This window comes from Pseudomonas sp. (genome assembly GCF_036387035.1).
Taxonomy (GTDB): domain Bacteria; phylum Pseudomonadota; class Gammaproteobacteria; order Pseudomonadales; family Pseudomonadaceae; genus Aquipseudomonas.
In genome coordinates this window covers 1-3,794 of the sequence record NZ_DASVUM010000149.1, presented here as the reverse complement: position 1 = coordinate 3,794, position 3,794 = coordinate 1, and the positions used below count along the sequence as shown (strand labels likewise).

The 3,794-nt window shown below is 58.6% G+C and carries 4 protein-coding genes; all 4 read right to left on the bottom strand.

Annotation, left to right across the window (positions count from 1 at the left end; translation table 11 throughout):
- Positions 1 to 423: DUF2931 family protein (locus tag VF672_RS14215; protein WP_331105214.1), on the bottom strand; the 423-nt coding region annotated here is incomplete at its 3' end.
- Positions 420 to 1,106 carry a hypothetical protein gene (locus VF672_RS14210; RefSeq protein ID WP_331105213.1) on the bottom strand — a complete coding sequence of 229 codons (687 nt, stop codon included), beginning with the start codon at positions 1,104 to 1,106 and terminating at the stop codon, positions 420 to 422. The genes VF672_RS14215 and VF672_RS14210, both read right to left, overlap by 4 nt.
- The gene (locus tag VF672_RS14205) at positions 1,081 to 1,719 is read right to left on the bottom strand and encodes a DUF2931 family protein (protein WP_331105212.1); all 639 of its coding nucleotides are present in this window, start codon (positions 1,717 to 1,719) and stop codon (positions 1,081 to 1,083) included. Before VF672_RS14205 ends, VF672_RS14210 begins: the two co-directional genes overlap by 26 nt.
- On the bottom strand, positions 1,716 to 3,794 hold a 2,079-nt coding region (locus VF672_RS14200; protein ID WP_331105211.1), incomplete at its 5' end, for a DUF2345 domain-containing protein. The genes VF672_RS14200 and VF672_RS14205, both read right to left, overlap by 4 nt.

Sequence of the window (3,794 nt, the reverse complement as noted above, 5' to 3'; positions counted from 1 at the left end):
GTCGTCTATCCATTCTTTTGAACTGCGGCAATACACGTGCTGTGGCGTTACCATCTCATCGCGTACCCACTGCGGTATTCGGATGCTGATTTTGTAAGCTTGGGGCTCCACTAGTGACTGCCAGCGCAGGAGGAGCTGCTCAGGTAAATCGACGTTGCTGATGGGTTTGCCGCCTGATGTGCCTTTATGCCAACCCTCGGGCTTACGCGTGTAACCGGCGACCCCAGCGTGCACATTGAAGAAAACGTATCCGCGCTGATCAAGCACATCGACGCTTTCCACCCATACTTCCATGTGTTGGGGCGCGGCGAAGCCGATGTACCACGCCGGATAAGGCAGCTTGACGGGCGGGGGTACTGACCCTCCCGTTGCACAGGCACTCAAGCTGATCAGGAATCCGACCGCAAACACCAGACGCCTCATTCCGGATAACCCTCCTGCGGACGATTGAGATGCACATTCCGACGATTAGCCGGTGCCGGTTTGCTAAGTAAGAAGGGACCTACAGGGGTCCAGTGCGCGGACAGATGGATGTAACGCGCTCGTAGCAATGCCTCTTGCGCAGGTTCCAGGCGTACGAGCCGGTCCGTCATTACCTGCTGCAAGATTCGCTTGGCGATAGGCCTGAGCTCGTCGGGCATTGCGAGCTCAGGCCGCTCCTCCAGACCCTTGAATGGAACGCCGTGACGTGTCCCCAGCTCACGCATGACACACAATGCAATCAAGCTCAGTTCGCCATGCACGGGGCGTTCGAGCAGCACGGTTATCCAGTAGGACTCCATGGCCGACGCAGCTTTGCCGCGAGGGTGAGTTGCTGCAGGCCAGGCTTTCACCGCAATGTAGCCATCGCGAGCCACGCCTGATTCGCGCAATACCTTGGCGTCCGCCTCTGCACGGGTCCAAGCGGCATGGGACTCAACTCTTTGACCCGACGGAACGCTGGCCTTGCAGGGTTGCGTCATCCACAACTTTTCTCGTGCGCGTGGTAGATAGCCCCCGCCGACATCGGAGCGGGCGCCGCACTGGGTTCTGAGACGTTCATTGGTGCGGTGGCGCGATGGGTGCGGGGCCGCATCAGCATTACCAACTGCCATAGGGAATGCCATGCTGGTCTATCCAAGCTTGCGCCGCTGGATTGGGTGCTCGGTAAAACAACCCTTTTCCGTCTAGGTTGGGGCCGAGCTGTTCGACTTTAGCTTGGTAACGACCGACTTCTTTGAAGCCCAGGCATGGCCCACCGACCCAGACTTTCACGACCCCTCCGGGGGCCATGCCTAAGGAAATCACATTCCGGTAGTCGTCCTTCCAATCATTTGGGACCAGGCAAAACGCTCGTTCTGGACGAATCATCTCGTTTCGCACCCACTGCGGTATTTGTATTTTGACCTTGTAAGCCTGTGGCTCCACCAGTGACTGCCAGCGCAGGAAGATCTGGTCGGGCAGATCGACGTTATTTATAGGTTTCCCTCCTGAGCCCCCTCGGTGCCACCCCTCGACGTTCCCGGTATAGCTTGCGACGCCACCGTGTACCCGGAAAAACGCGAGTCCACGCTTGTCCAGCACATCGACGGTTTCGACCCAGACTTCCATGTGCTTGGGTGCAGCGAAACCTATGTACCAGGCCGGATACGGCAACTTCGGAGCAGGCGGGAATCTTGGCGCGCCAGCGCAGGCACTCAGACTAATAAGCAGCCCTACAGCGAAGATCAGGCGCTTCACTCTGGATAGCCTTTTTGCGGGCGGTTGAGATGCACATTCCTACGATTCAACGGTGCCGGCTTGCTAAGCAAAAAGGGGCCTCGTGGCGTCCAGTGCGCGGACATGTGGATGTAACGCGCTCGTAGCAGCGCCTCATGCGCAGGTTCAAGTTTTACGAGCCGGTCCGTCATTACCCGTTGCAAGATTTGCTTGGCGATAGGTAGGAGTTCATCCGGTAATTTGAAGCGTTTATCCGTATCGGTAATGACGTCGAATGGCACTCCGTGACGCACACCCAGCTCGCGCATGACACGCAGTGCAATCAGGCTCAGTTCGCCATGTACGGGGCGTTCGAGCAGCATGGTTATCCAGTAGTCCTGCATCACTGGCTCAGCTTTGCCGCGAGGGTTAGTTGCTGCAGGCCAAGCTTTCACCGCAATGTAGCCATCGCGAGCGACGCCTGATTCGCGCAATACCTTGGCGTCCGCCTCTGCACGGGTCCAAACGGCATGGGACTCAACCCTTTGTCCGGCCTTAACGCTGACCTTGCAGGGCTGTGTCATCCACAATTTTTCTCGCGCGCGTGGCAGATAGCCCCCACCCACGTCAGAGTGAGCGCCCGGCAGACCTATCTGAAGGTGCGTGTGGTGCACGTTATTTAGAGCAAAGTCGGCGCGGTATTCGTCAAGCGCCTGTAGCTGGATGACCTGCCGCGCGCAGTCGGGTGGCAGATAGAGATTGACGCCCCTATTAATGTCATTGCCTGGGCTGAAGTCGCCATGTAGTGGGTCTGAGATGGCTGCAACGGAATCGAACAGGCCGACCAAATTGATGCATACATCAGCGGCCGAGTCGAAACTTCTTAATAGACCAGCGCGCCCCCCGACAAGCAGCTCGCTGAATACCCCACGATGAGGCTTAAGGACTTCGTTAGCGCAATGCCGTGCAGCCGCGGCTCCGCGGCTGAAACCGAACACGTCGAATTCAACGGTGCGAATAGCTGTGCCCGGATTGATTTGGAGGAACTGCTCTAACTGTCTTTCGACCAACGTAGGCGCCTCTTTGACCCGCGCCACCACGCCCGTTTCACCTTGCCCAAGAGCTTGCCCGATCAGCACGTCGTCCTCGCCGCCGCTACGGGTGCCGATGCCTTCGATGTACACCCTGACATATCCGATATCCGAATCGTTGCTGACAGGCGTCGCAGTGTTATCCGGATACAAGTCATACAAATACGCCACGTTGCTTGGCGCATTCCCGTAACTATTATTCGGCGCGCTGTTAAACGCACTCCCGTCAAAATCCCCAAACCCATACTGCTTGCACGTCGCCGCAATGCTCTCCAGCTCTTCACTGCTGAAGCTTTCCAGATCCTGCCGCCGGCACCGCTCCGTCGCTGCCGCATTGCTCTGGTTATTCCCCGTCCCATCAAAGAACAACCCAATGCGCAGGGTGATGCCTTCGGTGATTTCCTCCTCCTCTTCTTCCTCCTCAGGTTCAGGCTTCGGCCGCGGCTTCAGCCATTCCTCAGGCTGCGGAAAGTCGATCGCCAGGTGTCCGGGCAGCATCGTGTGGACGGGCATGGTTCTGCCGTCCTTGTCGGTCACGCCGTTGAAGACTTCGCCATCCTGCGTGGTGATCCGGTAACGGACGAAACGGGCAGCGGCCTGTTGCGCGTCGACCAGGGTGTACCCCGCCCCATAGCCATAAGGTATTGGCGTCACCGGAGTCGTCAGCGTGGTGGCACCGGCCTTCAGCACATAATCGGCCCGGTGATAGATATTCCCCGGCGCGCCCAGCTCAATCTCGCCATCCTTGATGCGGATGAATGCGCCACCGCAATTCAGGAGGAGCTCTTCCGGGGCGCTGATTTCGATCCGGCCGCCGAGGCTTTCGATCTTGATGTCATTGTTGGCCAGTGCGTGCAGCGCGCCAGTTTGCGCGTGCACTTGCAGGTCGCCCTGAACCGCTTTGAGTTGCAGCCCCTTGGTGACGGCGCACAGGCTGATCGCACCCTCGGCGGTGCCGGTGATGTTGCGCCCGGCGCTGATGTCGGTTGAGCGTGACGAGGTGATGGCGACGCTTTCGCGACCGGA